Origin of the sequence: Mesorhizobium vachelliae, assembly GCF_033977325.1 — a bacterium.
Classification (GTDB): Bacteria; Pseudomonadota; Alphaproteobacteria; order Rhizobiales; family Rhizobiaceae; genus Mesorhizobium; species Mesorhizobium vachelliae.
On sequence record NZ_JAVIIR010000013.1, the window covers coordinates 150,101 to 167,163 of the forward strand.

Genomic DNA, 17,063 nt, shown 5'->3' on the forward strand with positions numbered 1-17,063 from the left:
CTTCTTCCAAAGGAGGCCTAATGCTATGGCTCGCCCCATGAAGCCCGCCATCCTCCTCGCCGCCCTGCTCCTGTCCACGCCGGCCCTCGCAGACTGGAAGCCAATCGAGAAAATCGACACCTATGCCGTCTCAGGCGAAAGCGCGGAGCAGCTCTATCTGTCGATCGGGGAGAAAGGCCCGCTGATCGGCACGGGCGGCAACGCACGGCGTGTCATCGCGCATACGTTCTTCAAGCTGACCTGGCAGCGCGACTACCAGCCACAAGAAGGCGGCGCCTGCGTGCTGAAGTCGGCGCGGCCGAAGCTCCTCATCACCTACACGCTGCCGAAGCCGGCCGGAAAACTCGCGCCCGGCTTGCAGGTGCGCTGGGACACATTCGCCTCCGGGCTGATCGCGCATGAGAAGGTGCACGGCGCCGGCATTGTCGACATGGTGGACAAGATCGTTGCCTTCAGCACCGGCCTTACCGCCCACAACGATCCCGGCTGCAAGAAGGTCAGAGCGGAGCTGACGGCCTATCTCGACCAGCTCTCCAAGGCGCAGCGCCAGGACAGCCGTGACTTCGACACGAAAGAGTTCGGGCGGGACGGCAACATGCTGAAGCTAATCGCGGCGTTTCTGGGCGCTCCGCCTAAGAACTGATCTCCACCGCGGCGGCACTTCGCTTGGCCTCGCCGTGGAACACCGCCTCGATGTTGTTGCCGTCGGGGTCGAGCAGGAAACAGGCGTAGTAGCCAGGATGGTAGCGGCGCTCGCCCGGCGCGCCATTGTCCTTGCCACCAGCGGCGAGCCCTGCCTGGTAGAAAGCATCGACCATGGCGCGGTCTTTGGCCTGGAAGGCGAGATGGTGGCGGCCGGTGAGCACGCCGAGCGCGGCGCGGCTGTCGGCGCTGGAGATGAACAACTCGTCGGCCCAGAAATAATCCCGCGCTTCGCCGCCGATCGGAATGCCCAGCACCTCGAACAGGGCGCCGTAGAAACGCCGGCTGGCCTGAAGATCGCGCACCACGAGATGGATGTGGTCGATGAGCCGGCCGCGATAGAGTTCCATGAGGATTCTCCTGGTTGAGACGGGTCAATTTAGATGGGAGGGGATCGTGGTCAATGCGGGTGCTACAGGCTGCTGACACGCCGGCGCGAAGGAGCTCGGCCTTGCGGGCGATAGCGAACTATCCGCTCTTTCAAAAATCCAGATAAAAAATGCAACCGGATTTGTAGGATCGGCTCCCAACCTGGCGTCCTTCGGACGCAAGCGGCCCGGTGGACTGGAAAAACTGCGCCGCATCAAACAGGATGCCTTACGGCATGGGAGCAGAACCATGAACCATTCCTATCGTTGGGTCATCGTCGCGGCCGGCGCGCTGATGACCTGCGTGGCGCTCGGCGCCATGTTTTCGCTGGCGATCTTCCTGGAGCCGATGTCGCTCGACACCAACTGGTCGCGCACCGGCATTTCCAGCGCCATGACCTTGAATTTCCTGGTGATGGGCCTCGGCGGCTTCGCCTGGGGCGCGATCTATGACCGGGTCGGCGCGCGGCCAGTCGTGCTTGCGGGCGCGGTGCTGCTTGGACTGTCGCTGGTGGTGGCGAGCCGCGCCACCTCGCTCATCGTCTTCCAGCTGAGCTATGGCGTGATCGTAGGCCTGGCAGCCAGCGCCTTCTTCGCGCCGATGATCGCGCTCACCACCGCCTGGTTCGACACCAATCGCAGCCTCGCCGTCTCGCTGGTGTCAGCGGGCATGGGTGTTGCGCCGATGACCATCTCGCCCTTCGCGCGCTGGCTGATCACGGCCTATGACTGGCGCACCGCCATGTTCGACATCGGCGTCATGGCCTGGGTGCTGCTCATTCCCGCCGTGTTCCTGGTGCGCCAGCCGCCTGCGGCGGCAGCAGCAAGCGACGGCACGCGCACGCCTGCCACCGACGATCCCGGCATGAGCGTCGGCCAGGCGCTGCGCTCGCCGCAATTCATTGTGCTGGGCCTCACCTTCTTCGCCTGCTGCGCGGCGCATTCGGGCCCGATCTTCCACATGGTGAGCTATGCCATGTCCTGTGGCGTCGCGCCGATGGCAGCCGTGTCGATCTACAGCGTCGAGGGATTGGCCGGCCTTGGCGGGCGCGTGCTCTACGGCGTGCTTGGCGACCGGCTGGGCGTGAAGCCGGTGCTGGTCGCCGGGCTCGCCATCCAGGGCCTGGTGATCGCCGCCTATCTCACCGCCGGCCAGCTCGACCAGTTCTACCTTCTGGCCGTCATCTTCGGCGCCACCTATGGCGGCGTGATGCCGCTCTACGCGGTGCTGGCGCGCGAATATTTCGGCCTGCGCATCATCGGCACGGTGCTTGGCGCGGCGACGATGCTCTCGAGCCTCGGCATGTCGCTCGGGCCGCTTGCCGGCGGCATGATCTATGACGCCACTGCCAGCTACCACTGGCTGTTCATCGGCTCGGCGCTCATTGGTCTCGGCGCGGCCGGCATCGCCATCGCCTTCCCGCCGCAACCCAGCCGGCAGAAACTGCAGATGGCGTGAGGAGCACCGGTTCCTCGCCCCGCCTCGGCGGGCGAGGAACCGAGCGTGCGGGAGATCCGCCGCTTACCCCGTCCCCGTGCCCGTGCGCACAGCCTCGCGGTCGCTCTCGTCGCGTTTTACCCGCTCGTCGGAGATCAGCACCACCGGGCGTGGGCTGCGGCGCAAGACGGCCGTCGTCGTCTCGCCGAAGATGAGCTCCTCGCCCTGGCGCCGCGCCACGCCCATGACGATCAACGCCACGTTGCGGCCAGCCTGGCGGGCGATGGCATCGGCGGCAGCGGCTCTGCTGCGGATCGCCGTCTCGATCTCGACGCCATAGCGGTCGGCGAGCGCAACGATGTCCTTCAGCACGGCTTCCCGACGACGATGCGAGACGGTGTCGCGCGGCTCTTCGCGGCCAGCGCGCGCGACATAGAGCATCTTGACCTGCGCGCCGGTGACGGCGGCAATGGCCAAGGCCAGTTCGGCGCCGCGGCGGGCAACCGCGGTGCCGTTGACCGGCACAAGTATCTTGCCTGAATCCGGGCCGAGTTGCGGGATCTGGCGGCCTGCCCCCGCCGGCTTCAGGACAAGACAAAGCGGACCGTCGAAGGAGCCCGTCACCTCGTTCAACCGATGCGAGAAAGCGCCCTTGGCGGTGACCGCGCGGCCGAGGCCGACGAGCAGCATGCCGTAGCCCTTGCGCGCCTCCTTCGCGACCGCCTCGGCCGAAAGCACTTCATGCTGGCGGCGGGTGACCGGCGCTTCGCGCACCGGCGTCTCGTCGGATTTCTTGGCCGCCTCGCGGCTGTCCTCCGCACCTTTCTCCATTTCTTCCAGATGCAGGCCTTCCGTCGGCTCGGCATCGATCTCGCCGCTGGAATGCAGCACCGTCGTCGGCTTGCCCGCGCCGATGACGCCGGCAAGATAGGCGGCGAAGCGGCCGACGACGCCCTCATCGACCACCACCAGCAGCCGCTCCAGATTGGCGACGAAACCACGCTGGTCGATCTCCTCACGCTCCAGGCGTTTCTTCTCCTTCTCGCCGATCGGCAGGCGGCGCAGCGCCCAGCGCAATGTCGGCGGCATGGCCAAGGTGGTGATGACGGCCATGGTGACGATCATGGTGAAGAGGTTGTGCGATAGCACGCCCATCGACAGGCCGATCGAGGCGACGATCACCTCCGTTGACCCACGCGCATTCATGCCGCAGCCCACCGCAATGCCTTCGGCGCGGCTCATGCCGGCGACCTCGGCGCCGATGAAGGCGCCGCCGAACTTGCCGATCGAGGCGATCACCACCAGCGCCACCGTGAGCAGCGCGAGCTGCGGGTCGGCCAGCACGGTGAGGTCGGCCGACAGGCCGGCGACACCGAAGAAGACCGGCATGAACAGCGCGGTGATGATGCCCCGCAATTGCCCCTCGATGTGACGCGACAGGATCGGCGACTCGCCCACCAATATGCCGGCGACGAAGGCGCCGAGCACGGTGTGGACGCCGATCAGGTCGGTGATCAAGGCCATCACGCCCATGATGGCGAGGATGACGGTGACCACCGCATATTCCGAACGGAAGGTGTCGTTGGTCCAGCGGATAGCGTCGAAAACGATGCGGCGTCCGAGCGTGAAGGAAAACGCCATGAAGGCGGCGACGCCGGCGATGGTGAAGGTCAGGCTGCCGATCTCTATCCGCCCCCTGGTGGCTATGCCGATGGTGATGGCGATGATCACCCAGCCGATCGTGTCCTCGATGATGGCCGAGGAGACGATGACCTGGCCGAGATCGCGACGCATGAAGTTCATGTCGCGCACCACCATGGCGACGATCTTGACCGAGGAGATGGAGAGCGCGGTACCGAGGAACAGGCCGGCGACGATGCGTTCGCTGCCGGTCGCGAGCAGCGTGGCCGGCATGAACTGGGCGGCGATGAAGCCGAGCACGAAGGGCACGGCCACGCCTGCGGCCGAGATGGAAAAGCAGGCGCGGCCGACACGGCGCACGAGCCGCAGATCCGTCTCCATGCCGGTGAGCAACAGCAGCATCAAGACACCGAGCTGAGCGATGGCGTTGATCATCGATTTCTGCGAAGGATCGCCGGCAAAGATCAGCCGCTCGGCCGCCGGCCATATCCAGCCGAGCAGCGAGGGTCCAAGCAGGATGCCGCCGATCAATTGCCCCATCACCGCCGGCTGGCCGAGCGTCTCCAGCACTTCGCCGATGCCGCGACCGACGACCAGAAGCAGGATCAGCTCGGCGACGAAAATGCCCTCCGAGGACATGCCGGTCTTCTCGGCGGCGAAGGCGACGGCGGGCATCAAGGTGAGCGCCACAGCGCCAAGCGCGATCCAGACCGACAGCGACCGGCGCCGATTGAGCGTGTTCGACAAGTTATGCACCCCTCATTCCTCGCACCGGCACAACGATTTGGCCAGAGGATCGGTTGCACGGCTTTCCTCGCCCCATGAAATGGGGAGAGGTGGCTCGGCGAAGCCGAGACGGAGAGGGGGAACGCCGGTTCGACCGGTAAAAGCGCCTCTATGAGGAAGACTTCCGCTCTACGAAAGCCCCCTCTCCGTCCGCTTCGCGGACACCTCTCCCCCGCTTTACGGGGGCGAGGAAACGCTCCCTACAATTCTAATCAAATGCCACCGCCGATCTTTGCTTCCCGGTAAAGCGACTCAACGATGTTGGCCGCTAAGGCGGGGCAATAAGGAGAAGCTAATGAAAAGCGACTTTGCCGCCGCCCACCTGCACCTCGACCGGGCATGCCACTATCTGCGTGGCGACGATGAAACGAGCCGCGCGGCGCTTGCGGCGCTCGACCTTGTGATCGAGGCTGTGGCGGCAGCCCAGCATGCCAGGCCGATGGCCGACGTGCTGCCCTTTCCGCGGCGCGCGAATGGCGGCCTTCCCCCGCTTGCATCCTGACTTATCCGCCTGAAAAGGCGGGAACATTTTGGGTCGGCCGCACGTTGTGCTATATGGGGTGTGGCCGGCCTGTTCTCAGTCGGGACGCGGCCGGCCATTGCGGCGGGAGGCGCATGGCAGAATGTCCCAGACGAAGGCCGCAAAATCCACCGACGCGGCCACGGCCCCGAAATTCACCGAGGCGAACGCGCCGGCAACATCAAGCGAGAAGGCCGCGCCGCCGCGGGCGTCCGACACGCTGGCGCTGAAGCTCAGTTCCTCCGAATTCACCACGACGCTGTCGCATTTCCACCGCGCCGAGATCGCACGCATGGCCGGCTGGCGCGACCGGCTCGACCGCACCAGCAACTGGGCGATCACCGTGGTGGCGGCGATGCTGTCGGTATCGCTGTCGACGCCCAGCGCGCATCACGGCGTGCTGTTGTTCGCTATGCTCCTGATCACGCTGTTGTTGTGGATCGAGGCGCGGCGATATCGCTTCTTCGATGTCTACCGCGCCCGCGTGCGGCAGTTCGAGCGCTACTACTTCGCCCAGATCTTTTCGCCGCAGCCTGATTACGCGTCCAACTGGCTCGCCATCCTCGGCGAAGGCCTGCGCTCGCCGCGCTTCCTGATCACGCAGCGCGCGGCACTGATCCGCCGGCTGCGCCGCAACTACATCTTCATGTACACGATCCTGCTGCTTGCCTGGATCCTGAAGATCACGACGCCGAGCCTGTCGCGCGAGGGCTCTCCCATCGGGTTCGGCGCCTCGCTCGTCGATACGTTCCGGGTAGCGACGCTCGGGCCCATCCCAGGCGTCGTCGTCGTGTTCGGGGTGGCCGCCTGCTATCTCGCGCTGCTTGCCGCCGCCTTCCTGGTCCGCGCCGATGACGGGGAGCTGTCCTTCGGCGACGTGCATGTGTGAAACCGGGTTGACCCCTCAACAGCGGGCGGCGACTATCGTGAAAAGCATTCAAGCAATTTCCTGAGATGCTTCAGGACGGAGGAGATCGCATGGACGAGACCGAACAGTGGCGCAACATGGCGAGCGCGCCGCGGGACGGCAGCCGCATCCTGGTGACGGTACGCTCCTCCGAGCAGGGACCGGCCGAGGTCGACATGGCCTATTGGTCCCGCGCCGACCAGTTCGGCGAGGAAGGCTGGCGGGCGTCGGACTCCTCGCCCGGGCGCGTGGTCGAATATGCCGAGCCGGAGTTGCGGTGCTGGATGCCCCTGCCCACCGCCGGTCGCGCGTCAATGCCGAGCCCATGGGAAGGCGAGGACGTGCCGCTGGTGGACGGCGACGGGATTTAGGCGGCCTTACCCTTCTCCCGCAACAAGGGGAGAAGGGTACTCTTCACCGTCGCGCACTCAATTCTTATTCAAATACTCCGCCGCGTTCTGCGGCGTCACCAGCTCGAAAGGCACGTAGACCACCCGGTCGACCTTCTCGCCCTTGGCCAGCGCAAGTGCTGCATCCACACCGCCGCCGCCCTGCCCCTTGGCGTTCTGGAACACCGTCACCGAAAGCTCGCCGGCCTTCATCGCCTGCAGGCCGTCCTGCGTGGCGTCGATGCCGCCGACGACGACGTTCTTCATGTCGACGCCATTGGCCTTGAGCGCCAGGATGGCGCCGATGGCGGATTCGTCGTTGTTGGCAATGACGGCGTCCGGCGCCGGGCCCGCGGTCAGCCAGTTGGTCATCAGGTTCTGTGCGTTGTCACGCGACCATTCCGACGACTGCTTGTCGGTGACCTTGATGAAGTTGCACATGTCGGTGGCAAAAATCTGCTCGACATCCTTGGTGCGCTGGAGGGCTGCCTGGTGCACAAGGCTGCCCATGACGATATAGGCGCTGGCGCCGGCTGACTTGCCCCTGGCGCGCAGCATCTTGCAGACCTCGAAGGCTTCCAGCGTGCCGGACTCGGTCTCGTTGGAGCCGACATAGGCCTGCTTTTCCGGCAGGTTCTTCATGTCCAACGGCTCGAGGTTGACGAAGACCAGCGGAATGCCGGCCTTGGCCGCTTCCTCGCTGATGGTCTTGGACGCATTGGTGTCGACCAGCGTGATGATGATGGCGTCGACGCCCGAGGCGATGAAGTTCTTCACCTGGTCGAGTTGCTTGGCGACGTCGTTATGCGCGTCCTCGACCTGGATATCGACGCCCTTCTCCTTGGCGCGATCCTGCATGCCGTGCATGAGCAGCGTCTGGAAATTGTTGTCGAAGTCGACGATCGAGACGCCGAGCTTGGCGGCGAAAGCGCTTGCCGGCATCGATATCAGAGCGGCGAGCGCCGTCGATAGCAAAAGTTTCTTCACAGGTTCCTCCCTTGGCGGATGGGTGCCGGTTCACCCCGCTTTGTCTCCGGCCCTTTCGGGATGGCTCAAGCGGACGGGTGACCCGCTCCGCATGGCTGTCTGGTCAAGCCGTCATCTCGCGGCGGCGTGGCGCGCGCCTTCTTCTTCTCGTAGCGGGCATCCATGCGCGCTGCGGCTTCCTTGCTGCCGTCGTGGAAGGTGCCGAACCAGCGGTCGAACGGAATCAGGCCGTCGCCGTAGTTCACCTCGAAATATTTGTGGTGGAGGTAGTGGATGTAAGCATGGCTCTCGACCGCGCTGTCCTCGGTCAGTTCCACCTTGTCGAAGCCGACATGGCCCGGGATCGCGCCGAAGCCTGCATAGTGGAGCTGGTAGAGCGCCAGCAGCGGGTTCGACGGGATGATCAGGTGCCAGAAGGCAACGCCGAGATAGCCGAGCTGCTCGACCGGATGCATCGACAGCGACGACCAGGGCGACGGGTTGACCGAATTGTGGTGCACGGAATGCACCCATCTGTAGAGCGGCCCCCAGTGGATGGCGCGGTGCAGCAGGAAGAAATGCGTCTCGTGGATGACCGGCACCACCAGCGCCAGCAGGAAGAGATAGACGGGGTGCCCGAGGAGGGTCAGCCACGGCACGTAGCCATTGGCGTAGGCGTAGAGGATGGCGACCTCGATCGCCGTCCAGATCGGCATGCCGGTGCCGAAGGTGCGCAGCATGTTGTCGATGTTCTGGTTCTCGAAGAAGAAAGCCTTGTTCTTCTGCTCCGAGGGCCATTTGCCGTTGTATTTGAAGCGGTTGCCCTGGGCTTTCAAAATGTACAGCCGAAGCTCGAAGGCGCCGAAAAAGACCAGCAGCGCCGCGCAGTTGACGATGAACAGGCGCAGGATCCAGCCGACGGAAAGCGTCTTCATCGTCTCGACGTCAGGCAGCACGTAACGCCACCACACCACGGCCGTGAGCGCGAAGAGCAAGTTGTAGGGCAGGAAATAATGCGGCAGCCATTTCAGCACTGCCAGCGGGCGCGGCGGAAAGACGAAGAGCGGCGCGGTGCCGGCCGGTTCGTTCGGAGCCCAGTCGCCTCGCTTGTTGCGCGTGCCGTATTGCAGGTCGTCCATGCTGATCTCACAAAGCCTGAGCAAGGGTGAGGAAGCGGTCATAGGCGGCATCGTCCATGTCCACCTGGTGCTTGGCTTCCGGATAGGTTCCGCCGGCGACGTCGCGGCCGAAGGCGCGGAAGGCTGCGATGCGCTTTTCCTGCAGCTCGGCCTCCAGCGTGACGAAGTCGGCATAGCGCTTGGCGTGGCGCGGGTAATGGCCTGCATGGGTGCCCAGCACATCGCAGGAGAACAGATACTGCGTGTCGCAGGCCGAGCCGCAGCCCATGCCCATGGTGATCAGCGGCGTCGAGCGCGTGATGTGCTCGGCAAGACGGACCGGCACCACTTCCACTTCGATGCAGGCCGCGCCCGCATTCTCCAAGTCCTTTGCCGCGCGCAGCACTTTGAAGGCCTCTTCGGCCGTACGGCCGACGGCGCGGAAATTCGTCCAGGTGGCGCGGTTCGGCACCAAGCCGACATGTCCGGTGACCGGAATGCCTTCGGCGGCCATGGCCTCGATGAAGCGCGGCGAATGCGATGAATAAACCGCATCGGCGCCGCGCTTCATCATGGCGAAGCCGAGCCGCACCGCCTCCTCAGGCGAAGCGACCGCGCCATGCGGCATGCCGACGGAGAGGAACGCGTAAGGTGCCGCCTGGCGGATGGCTTCCAGATTGTGGTCGGGTTCGCAGGAGAGGATGACGATGTCGCAGGCAACCGCGGCGGCGGCCTCGGCGGGCGTGTCGACATGCAGTTGCAGCCATTTCCTGCTGCCCTTGGCGCTCTGCAGATCGTAGGCCGTCAGCCGTCTCGTCACCGGTTATCCTCCCGTTTGCGAGGGGATAACACCCAAGCCCTGCGGACGCCGCCTGTTCCTTGATCAAATCAGATCAAAGGTTCTCGGCGGTGAAGGTGATGAAGCGGATCGGCGGGTTTTCGACCGGCAGGTCGTGCAAATTGAGCGCGGCCAGCGCCAAGTCGATGGCGCGGCGCGCCTGCGCCTCGGGCGCCTGGTCGAGCACGACGTCCATCGTGCCTTCGCGCAGGCCCCTTGTGCTGCGCTCGGTGAGCTCGTGGCCGACGAAGAAGATATCGCGACCGCGTGGATGCCTGCGCAGCACGTCGTTCAGCGCGGTGTTGGCGCCGCCGGCGTTGTAGAGCCCAGCAAGGTCGGGCCAGCGTTTCAGCGCCTCGTGCAGTTGCTCGGCGTTGCGGTCGCCGTCGTCGAAACCGAACAGCGCTGCCATGGGCTCGAAGTCCCGCCCCTCCTCAATCAGGTAATTGAAGAAACCGCGCACGCGGTCGCGGTGGACGCGGTAGATCTGGCTGTGGCAGAGCGCCACCACCTTGCCCGGGCGCCGCTGCATCCTGACCATCAGCAGCCCAGCCATGCGGCCGGCGGCGTAATTGTCGATGCCGACATAGATGCTTTTGGTGCCGGAGATCTGGGTGACGATCTGCACCGTCGGAATGTTCTCCGCCTCGAGCTTGCGAAGCGCTGCGCTCACCAGCGGATGATCGGGCACGGCGAGGATGAGCGCCGCGCGCCTCGGATCGGGTTCGAGGATGCGTTTTGCGATCGCCGCCGGGTTCGCCTCGTCGAGGAAGGTACGGTGGACGGCGATCGAGCGATCGAGCGTCGCCGCGATGCGTTCGAAGGCGCGCGACAGCCTGGCGAAGAAAGTCGCGTCGGGCCTGACCAGGATCACCTCGATGCGGATGACGCCGCGATGCGCCTCGGGCAGCCGGCGCGGGTAATCCAGCGAGCGCGCCGCCGCCACCACCTTCTCGACGGTCTGCGGCCGCACCCCGCCCCGGCCGTTCAGCACGCGCTCGACCGTCGCCGTGCCGACGCCGGCGCGCCGGGCGATTTCGAGGAAGGTGGGCTTTGGAATGGCGGGGCTCCCTGGGTGTCACGATGCAAGGGTAGCCAGAGGTTTTGCGATTTCCAAGGTGAGCATTGGCGGACGTTGCAGCAATGGCGCTTTCGGCGGAGCTGCCGGTCTACAATATTAGAAAATACTAATTGACATCCTATGAAATGCAGCGCCCATTCGAAGCTGTACGGATCGCAGCCAAGGTGGGCGCTTTCGACCCGCCGGCGTCATCTCGGGAGGGTCTCAAATGCCAACGATCATCGGCTATCACGACATCAGCAAAGGCGTGAACCACTGGCTCACATCGCCCAAGCGCAAGGAGCTGTTCGGCCCGCTCGGGATCACCAATATCCGCACTTTCGTTGACCCGCAGAATCCGAAGCGCGTGGCCGTGATGATGGACGTTCCGGACATGGACAAGCTCACGGCCGTGATGCAGGGCAAGGCGGCCGCCGACGCGATGGCCTATGATGGCGTGGTGCCGGAGTCGCTGGTCATCGTGGTGGAATCGAAGGGTTAGGCTAGCGCCCTCTCTCCCTCAACGCTTCCAATTTCCATATGCAGTTGCTCTGACCCCAAAGGGGAGATTGGCCGGCACGCCGGAGGGGCCTTCAACGCCAGCGCCTTTCGCGAAGACAGACGCCGGCAATTTACGTGACACGCCCCCCGTCGCCCTCGGCGACCTCAAGAGGGGAGATCGGCCGCGCCTCAGAACAAGAACGCCGCGGTTGCCGGATCAGGCCCCGTGCGGCCGTCGGCGGAATCCAGGCCACGGATGATCCGCATGTCGTCCGCGTCCAGTTCGAAGCCGAAGACGTCGAAATTGCCGGCGATGCGCTCCTGGTGGATCGACTTCGGGATGACGATGAGCCCTTCCTGCAAATGCCAGCGGATGATCACCTGGGCCACCGACTTGCCGTGCTTCTTCGCGACCTTCTCCAGCGTTGGGTTGGAAAGCAGCCGGCCGCTGCCCAGCGGGCTCCAGCTTTCGATGTGGATGTTGTGCTTCTTGTGGAATTCGCGCTTGTCGTGCTGCTGGAAGCGCGGGTGCAGCTCGATCTGGTTGACGACGGGCGTCACGCCGGTCTCGCCGATGATGCGCTCCAGATGGTCCTGGTTGAAGTTCGAGACGCCGACCGACTTGATGCGCCCGGCCTTCTGCAGCTCGACCAGCGTCTTCCAGGCTTCGACATATTTGTTCTGGCTGGGCACGGGCCAATGGATGAGGAAGAGGTCGATCTGATCGATGCCGAGCTTCTGCATCGTGTCGTCGAAGGCGCGCAGCGCTGCGTCACGCTGATGCGCGCCGTTGCGGAGCTTGGAGGTGATGAACAGCTCTGCTCGCGGCACGCCGGCAGCGCGGATCGCCTCGCCCACGCCTTCCTCGTTGCGATAGCCCTCGGCGGTATCGATAAGGCGGTAGCCGGCCTCGATCCCCCAGCGCACGACCTTGCTGGTGATGCCCGGATCGACTTGCCACACACCGAGCCCGATCTGGGGAATGGAAGCGCCGTCGTTGAGTTTGAGCTGTTCGGGCATGTGTGGTTCCTTCTGCAAGGGTGTTGTGCCTCGCTCTATGTAGGCTGCGGTTCGATGAATGCGAATCGATGATGCTTCCGCGCCAATGGAACCGAGCCCCCCTTGGCCGACTTATGCTTAAGCCGGGGGCAACCCATGGGTGCCATGGCCGACGATCGAAAAGGAATCTCACCTGCCCGCGAGACTAAGACAAGCTCGCCACAGGCACAGGCACGCAACCGCTGCATCATCGTCATCGGCGCGTCGGCAGGCGGGATCGAGCCGCTGAAGACGATCGTGAGCGACCTGCCCGCCGGTCTGCCAGCGGCCGTGTTCATCGTGCTCCATGTCGGCCCGGTCAGCTACCTGCCGGGAATCCTCGATAGCGTGGCAAAGCTCAAGACCTCGGTCGCCAGGAATGGCGCGAGCGTCAGGACCGGCAACATCTATGTGGCGCCGCCCGGCTTCCATCTTCTCTTGCATGGCGACCATATGATGCTGCGGCGCGGACCGCGCGAAAACCTTGCCCGGCCGGCGATAGACCCGCTGTTCCGCTCGGCGGCACTGAGCTTTGGCGCAAGTGTCATCGGCGTGCTGCTATCAGGCTCCCTTTCCGACGGCACCGCCGGCCTGAGGGCCATCAAGGCAGTAGGCGGGCTTGCAGTCGTCCAGCATCCGAGGGACACGCTGGTGCCTTCCATGGTGGAAAGCGCGCTGCATTACGTGGAGGTCGACCACTGCCTGCCCGCCGCCGAGCTCGGCGCTTTGCTGACCAAGCTGACGGCGCAGCCGGCCGGCGAAACCTTGCCGGCGCCGCCAGGCGTGAGATTGGAGGCAGCAGTCGCCGCGCAGGAGCATTCGACCATGAAAAATGAAGATCGACTTGGGCAATTGTCGGTGTTTACATGCCCGGAATGCCACGGGCCGCTGTGGGAGATCGAGGACGGTGACATGCTGCGCTATCGGTGCCATACCGGACACGCGTTCACGGCCGAAGCGGTGATGGAGGCACAGGCGATCGAGGCCGACGAGATCTTGTGGAGCCTGCTGCGATCCCATCAGCAGCGGGCGGGGTTTGCCCGGCGCATGGCCGAGCGGGAGAGAACGAGGGATCGCTCCAAACTCGCCGCCGAATTCGGCAGGCGAGCCACGGAATACGAGGCGGATGCGGCTCTCATCGAGGGCATCCTCGAAAGCAGACGGGTTCAGGTAACAGGCAATGGCTCAGTCGGCGAGGAAAACAAGCACACGGAAGGCAAGGGCTAGTTCGCGCGAGGCCGAGAAGCAACCCACGCCCTTCCCGATCATCGGCATCGGCGCGTCCGCGGGCGGTATCGGCGCGCTGCAGAAATTCTTTCCCGAAGCCGCGGCGGACAGCGGCTTTGCCTATGTTGTGATCCAGCATCTCGACGCCGAGCACGAAAGCGTGCTCGCAAGCATCATCCAGCGTTGCACCGCAATCGAGACCAAGACCGCGGCGGAGGGCCTGGAGATCGAGCCGGACCATATCTACGTCATTCCTCCGGGCGCCTCGGTGACCATCAAGGAACAGCGTTTTCACGTGACCAAGATGGCCACCATGCGGGCCAGACGGACGCCGATCGACGATTTCTTCACCTCGCTGGCGCGGGAGCAGGCGGAGAATGCGGCAGGTATCATTCTTTCCGGAACCGGCAGCGACGGCACCATCGGGCTGAGGGCAATCAAGGAGCACGGCGGGCTGACGCTTGCCCAGGAAAGCGCCGAATATGACGGCATGATGCGAAGCGCCGTGCAGAGCGGCCTCGTCGACATGGTGGTTCCGGCGGAGGAGATGGCCGCCAGGTTAGTCGGCTATTTTCGCCACGCCAACCCCCCGGAAAGCGAGCGCGACCGCCGCAAGCGCGATGTGGCCGATCAGCTTTCGCGCATCGCGGCGCTGCTTCGCACGCGCACCGGCCACGACTTCAGCGGCTACAAGGACAACACCATCCTGCGGCGTATCCAGCGGCGCATGCAGGTGCTGCAGATCGACGACCCGGCTGCCTTCTACGAGCGGCTGCGGGAGGAGCCGCAGCAGGTGGATCTTCTGTTCCAGGACCTGCTCATCGGCGTGACGAGCTTCTTCCGCGATCCGCAGGCCCTCGACACCCTCGAACGGCTGGTCATCCCCAAGCTTTTCGAGGGCCGCAAGCCTGACGAGGCGATCAGGGTGTGGGTGCCGGGCTGCGCCACGGGCGAGGAGGCCTATTCGATCGCCATGCTGCTCAAGGAGGCAGCGCCGCGTGGTGCTGCCTCGCCCAACCTGCAGATCTTCGCCACGGACATCGACGAGCGTGCCCTGGAAGTGGCGCGCGCCGGCCGCTATCCGGCGGCGATCGCGACCGACATGACGCCGAAGCGCCTCAAGGAGTTCTTCTCGCGCGAGGACGGGACCTATCGTGTTTCCGCCGAAATGCGGGAAATGTGCCTGTTCTCGACGCACAACCTGCTGCGCGACCCACCCTTTTCCAAGCTCGACCTGATCGCCTGCCGCAATCTCCTGATCTACATGGGTCCGGAACTGCAGGAAAAGATTGTCCCGATCTTCCACTACGCGCTGCGCAACAACGGCTATCTCTTTCTCGGATCGTCGGAGAACGTCACCCGCCACGCGCGCCTGTTTTCGACCGTCGACAAGGCGAGCCGCATCTTCCAGAAGCGCAGCGGCGTCGCCGCGCAGCGCCTGCCGGAATTCCCGCTCGCTGCCGCGGGCAGGCAGGCGACCCCGCCCATGCGCCTGCGGACGACGACGACAACTTTGCAGGAGGTTGCGGAACGGCTCCTCGTCGAGCGCTATTCGCCGGCCTATGTGGTGGTCAATGCCGCCGGCGAACTGGTGCACAGCTCGGGCGGCACCGGCAAATATCTGGAGCTCGCGGCAGGCGCTCCCGACCACAATGTATTTTCAATGGCTAGGCGCGGCCTGCGCATGGATTTGCGGGCGGCGCTCCACAAGGCCGTCAGCACCGGACAGGCGACGATCCAGAACAAGATCAGCATAGGCACCAATGGCGGGCGCCAGACGATCAGCCTCGCCGTGCAGCCACTGCCGCCGGATGGCACGACCGATCCGCTCTACATGCTGGTGTTCCGTGACGTCGGCGGCATCAAGCCGGACGCCGAGGACGAGTCGGTCCACACGACCGACGACGTCGAAAGCGCCAATATCAGCCAGCTCGAAAAGGAGTTGAGGGAAACCAGGGAGAGGCTGCAGATCACGACAGAGGAGCTCGAATCCTCCAACGAGGAGCTGAAATCCTCGAATGAGGAACTGTCCTCGATCAACGAGGAGCTGCAATCCTCCAACGAGGAACTAGAGACCTCAAAGGAAGAGCTGCAGTCGATCAACGAGGAACTGCAGACCGTCAATGCCGAGCTCAACATCCGGGTAGATGAACTCAGCCGCGCCAACAATGACATGGCGAACTTGCTCGAAAGCACGCAGATCGCAACGGTGTTCCTCGACCTCGAGCTCTGCATCAAGAGCTTCACGCCGACGGCCCGCGACCTGTTCAGGCTAGTCGAAAGCGACGTGGGCCGGCCGCTCGCGCATGTTCGCCCGCGCTTTCCCGCCGACGGGCTGCAGACCGACGTGGAGCAGGTGCTGCGGCGCCTCGGCACGATCGAGCGACAGGTCGAAGGCACCGAAAGCGGCAGGCGCTACATCATGCGCGTGATGCCCTATCGCACGGTCGACAATGTCATCGCCGGCGTGGTCGTCACCTTTGGCGACGTCACCCAGATCTCGCGGGCGGAGGAAAGGATCGGCGCGCTCTCGCATGACCTGCGCAACCGTGTCGAAAGCCTGGAGACGCTGCTCGACCTGGTGCCGGTCGGCATCTTCATTGCCGAGGGAGGCAATGGCGATGCGATCCGCGCCAACCGCCGCGCGGCGGAACTCGCCGGCCGGCGCGCCACGGACGGCAAGCTGATATCGGTGCCGGCCGCGCTGCCGCTGATGGTGAACGGTGCAGCGGTGGACACGGACGACCAGCCCTTGCTGAAGGCCATGCGGACCGCCAAGCCGGTTCGCGCGTACGAGGCGCGGATCATGCATGACGATGGCTCCAGCATCGACGTCATGATCTCGGCCAACCCGCTGTTCGACGAATCCGGCAAGGTCAGAGGGGCGATCGCGACGCTGGTCGACATATCGAACCACAAGGAGGCGGAGCGCAGCCAGGACAGACTGCTGAATGAGCTGCAGCACCGTGTGAAGAACATCCTCGCAACGATCACGGCGCTCGCCTCGCGCATGATCCGCTCGTCAAGCTCAATGGGCGAATTCTCGACATCCTTCCAGGAGCGATTGCACGCGATGGCCCGCACGCATGAGGTCCTGTCGTCCTATAATTGGGGCGATGCCGACCTCGAACAGTTGCTCAGGGCGATGTTCTCTCCTTTCAGCGGCGAGGAACGCGAGGCCCTCATCATCCGCGGCCGGTCGGTCAAACTCGACGCGCCCTCGGCGGCGACGCTCGGCATGGTGTTCTTCGAACTTGCCAGCAACGCCGCCAAATACGGAGCCCTTTCCGTGGACACCGGCCGCGTCGAAGTCTCCTGGCACTTCGCAAAGCCGGGCGTGTTGTCGATCAACTGGAAGGAAATCGGCGGTCCGCGCGTCGAGGAGCCATCGCGCAGGAATTTCGGAACAACCTTCATCCAGCAGAGTTTGGAATATGAGCTGGGAGGAAGCGTTGAATTGAACTTCAGGCCCTCCGGGCTGGAATGCCGGATCGAGGTTTCCTTGCCTCAGCTGGAGTCTTCCGATCTGTTGCCCCAGCACTTGGCCTAGCAACGCATGAAAAC

The 17,063-nt window shown here is 64.5% G+C and carries 15 protein-coding genes; 8 read left to right on the forward strand and 7 right to left on the reverse strand.

Translation table 11 applies throughout. The annotated features are described in order from the left end of the window. Positions 1–25 precede the first annotated feature (25 nt). Positions 26–643, forward strand: coding sequence for a DUF922 domain-containing Zn-dependent protease (locus RFM41_RS25145; RefSeq protein ID WP_320251911.1), 618 nt, complete (start codon positions 26–28; stop codon positions 641–643). On the opposite strand, the gene RFM41_RS25150 is transcribed toward RFM41_RS25145, so the two are convergent. Next, positions 633–1,052, reverse strand: a complete 420-nt coding sequence (locus RFM41_RS25150) for a VOC family protein (RefSeq protein ID WP_320251914.1) — start codon at positions 1,050–1,052, stop codon at positions 633–635. The genes RFM41_RS25145 and RFM41_RS25150 overlap by 11 nt on opposite strands. Positions 1,053–1,320: 268 nt before the next feature. On the opposite strand from RFM41_RS25150, the gene RFM41_RS25155 reads away from it, so the two are divergent. Further along, a complete protein-coding gene (locus RFM41_RS25155) occupies positions 1,321–2,529 on the forward strand; it encodes an MFS transporter (RefSeq protein ID WP_320251916.1) in 1,209 nt (402 codons plus the stop codon). 63 nt (positions 2,530–2,592) lie between these two features. Here the strand turns inward: RFM41_RS25155 and RFM41_RS25160 are convergent, their stop codons facing one another. Then, complete coding sequence (locus tag RFM41_RS25160; protein WP_320252000.1) at positions 2,593–4,824, reverse strand: cation:proton antiporter domain-containing protein; 2,232 nt, start codon at positions 4,822–4,824, stop codon at positions 2,593–2,595. Positions 4,825–5,230: 406 nt separating this feature from the next. On the opposite strand from RFM41_RS25160, the gene RFM41_RS25165 reads away from it, so the two are divergent. The 3 genes from RFM41_RS25165 (at position 5,231) to RFM41_RS25175 (ending at position 6,733) form a co-directional block, all read left to right on the forward strand. Next, positions 5,231–5,437, forward strand: a complete 207-nt coding sequence (locus tag RFM41_RS25165) for a hypothetical protein (protein WP_201414746.1) — start codon at positions 5,231–5,233, stop codon at positions 5,435–5,437. A 121-nt stretch (positions 5,438–5,558) separates the two neighbouring features. Further along, complete coding sequence (locus tag RFM41_RS25170) at positions 5,559–6,344, forward strand: DUF2270 domain-containing protein (protein WP_320251920.1); 786 nt, start codon at positions 5,559–5,561, stop codon at positions 6,342–6,344. A gap of 89 nt (positions 6,345–6,433) precedes the next feature. Further along, a complete protein-coding gene (locus RFM41_RS25175; RefSeq protein WP_320251922.1) occupies positions 6,434–6,733 on the forward strand; it encodes a hypothetical protein in 300 nt (99 codons plus the stop codon). A 57-nt stretch (positions 6,734–6,790) separates the two neighbouring features. Here RFM41_RS25175 and RFM41_RS25180 read toward each other — a convergent pair whose 3' ends face one another. The 4 genes from RFM41_RS25180 to RFM41_RS25195 form a co-directional block, all read right to left on the reverse strand. After that, complete coding sequence (locus RFM41_RS25180; protein WP_320251925.1) at positions 6,791–7,738, reverse strand: substrate-binding domain-containing protein; 948 nt, start codon at positions 7,736–7,738, stop codon at positions 6,791–6,793. A gap of 65 nt (positions 7,739–7,803) precedes the next feature. Then, on the reverse strand, positions 7,804–8,856 hold the full coding sequence (locus tag RFM41_RS25185) for a sterol desaturase family protein (protein ID WP_320251927.1): 1,053 nt from the start codon (positions 8,854–8,856) through the stop codon (positions 7,804–7,806). A 7-nt stretch (positions 8,857–8,863) separates the two neighbouring features. After that, entirely contained in the window at positions 8,864–9,655 is a 792-nt protein-coding gene (locus RFM41_RS25190; protein ID WP_320251930.1) for a 3-methyl-2-oxobutanoate hydroxymethyltransferase, read from the reverse strand. A 73-nt stretch (positions 9,656–9,728) separates the two neighbouring features. Continuing rightward, positions 9,729–10,733 (reverse strand): LacI family DNA-binding transcriptional regulator, encoded by a 1,005-nt coding sequence (locus RFM41_RS25195; RefSeq protein ID WP_320252001.1) that lies wholly within the window; start codon positions 10,731–10,733, stop codon positions 9,729–9,731. A gap of 229 nt (positions 10,734–10,962) precedes the next feature. Between RFM41_RS25195 and RFM41_RS25200 the strand changes: the two genes are divergently transcribed. Further along, positions 10,963–11,235, forward strand: a complete 273-nt coding sequence (locus RFM41_RS25200; RefSeq protein WP_320251932.1) for a hypothetical protein — start codon at positions 10,963–10,965, stop codon at positions 11,233–11,235. Positions 11,236–11,423: 188 nt separating this feature from the next. Here the strand turns inward: RFM41_RS25200 and RFM41_RS25205 are convergent, their stop codons facing one another. Continuing rightward, entirely contained in the window at positions 11,424–12,254 is an 831-nt protein-coding gene (locus RFM41_RS25205) for an aldo/keto reductase (RefSeq protein WP_320251933.1), read from the reverse strand. Positions 12,255–12,389: 135 nt separating this feature from the next. On the opposite strand from RFM41_RS25205, the gene RFM41_RS25210 reads away from it, so the two are divergent. Both RFM41_RS25210 and RFM41_RS25215 read left to right on the forward strand, forming a co-directional pair. Continuing rightward, positions 12,390–13,499 (forward strand): chemotaxis protein CheB, encoded by a 1,110-nt coding sequence (locus RFM41_RS25210; RefSeq protein ID WP_320251934.1) that lies wholly within the window; start codon positions 12,390–12,392, stop codon positions 13,497–13,499. Further along, complete coding sequence (locus RFM41_RS25215) at positions 13,453–17,049, forward strand: CheR family methyltransferase (protein WP_320251936.1); 3,597 nt, start codon at positions 13,453–13,455, stop codon at positions 17,047–17,049. The genes RFM41_RS25210 and RFM41_RS25215 overlap by 47 nt, the downstream gene beginning before the upstream one ends. The last annotated feature ends 14 nt before the right edge of the window (positions 17,050–17,063 follow it).

What these genes read in the sequence shown, in the direction of transcription:
- RFM41_RS25210 (WP_320251934.1), top strand. Translation starts at nt 12,390, where the DNA reads ATGGGTGCCATGGCCGACGATCGAAAAGGAATCTCACCTGCCCGCGAG.
- RFM41_RS25185 (WP_320251927.1), bottom strand. Translation starts at nt 8,856, where the DNA reads ATGGACGACCTGCAATACGGCACGCGCAACAAGCGAGGCGACTGGGCT.
- RFM41_RS25200 (WP_320251932.1), top strand. Translation starts at nt 10,963, where the DNA reads ATGCCAACGATCATCGGCTATCACGACATCAGCAAAGGCGTGAACCAC.
- RFM41_RS25145 (WP_320251911.1), top strand. Translation starts at nt 26, where the DNA reads ATGGCTCGCCCCATGAAGCCCGCCATCCTCCTCGCCGCCCTGCTCCTG.
- RFM41_RS25165 (WP_201414746.1), top strand. Translation starts at nt 5,231, where the DNA reads ATGAAAAGCGACTTTGCCGCCGCCCACCTGCACCTCGACCGGGCATGC.
- RFM41_RS25170 (WP_320251920.1), top strand. Translation starts at nt 5,559, where the DNA reads ATGTCCCAGACGAAGGCCGCAAAATCCACCGACGCGGCCACGGCCCCG.
- RFM41_RS25150 (WP_320251914.1), bottom strand. Translation starts at nt 1,052, where the DNA reads ATGGAACTCTATCGCGGCCGGCTCATCGACCACATCCATCTCGTGGTG.
- RFM41_RS25155 (WP_320251916.1), top strand. Translation starts at nt 1,321, where the DNA reads ATGAACCATTCCTATCGTTGGGTCATCGTCGCGGCCGGCGCGCTGATG.
- RFM41_RS25160 (WP_320252000.1), bottom strand. Translation starts at nt 4,824, where the DNA reads ATGCCCGCCGTCGCCTTCGCCGCCGAGAAGACCGGCATGTCCTCGGAG.
- RFM41_RS25215 (WP_320251936.1), top strand. Translation starts at nt 13,453, where the DNA reads ATGGCTCAGTCGGCGAGGAAAACAAGCACACGGAAGGCAAGGGCTAGT.
- RFM41_RS25175 (WP_320251922.1), top strand. Translation starts at nt 6,434, where the DNA reads ATGGACGAGACCGAACAGTGGCGCAACATGGCGAGCGCGCCGCGGGAC.
- RFM41_RS25205 (WP_320251933.1), bottom strand. Translation starts at nt 12,254, where the DNA reads ATGCCCGAACAGCTCAAACTCAACGACGGCGCTTCCATTCCCCAGATC.